The sequence below is a fragment of the Anaerolineae bacterium genome (assembly GCA_014360855.1).
In the GTDB taxonomy this organism is placed as follows: domain Bacteria; phylum Chloroflexota; class Anaerolineae; order JACIWP01; family JACIWP01; genus JACIWP01.
On record JACIWP010000033.1, the window covers coordinates 1 to 318 of the forward strand.

Genomic DNA, 318 nt, shown 5'->3' on the forward strand with positions numbered 1-318 from the left:
CGGCCGATGCCGCCCAGCGCGTCCACCGCCTGGCGGGTGATCGCTTCCGCGGACGCGCCGCGCACCACCGCCAGGTGCGGCAGGGCAGTCGAGGGCGCCGGCGCCGCGGTCGGAGGGATGGTCGTAGGCGTAGGAGTGGGTAGGGGAGCGGCCGGCGCTCCGGGTGTATAGGTGGGACTTGGTGCAGTGCTGGGCACGCCCGTCGGGGATGGTTCCAGCGTGATGCGGTTCAGCGCGGGGGCGGCCGGGGTGCCGCAGGACTGGAGCAGGGCGGTGCCGGCCAGGCCCATGCCGGCAAACGCCACCCTGCGGATGAAT

The 318-nt window shown here is 74.5% G+C and carries 1 protein-coding gene; it reads right to left on the bottom strand.

Annotation, left to right across the window (positions count from 1 at the left end):
* Window positions 1-305: hypothetical protein (locus H5T60_03100; protein MBC7241417.1), on the bottom strand; the 305-nt coding region annotated here is incomplete at its 3' end.
* Window positions 306-318: the final 13 nt, after the last annotated feature.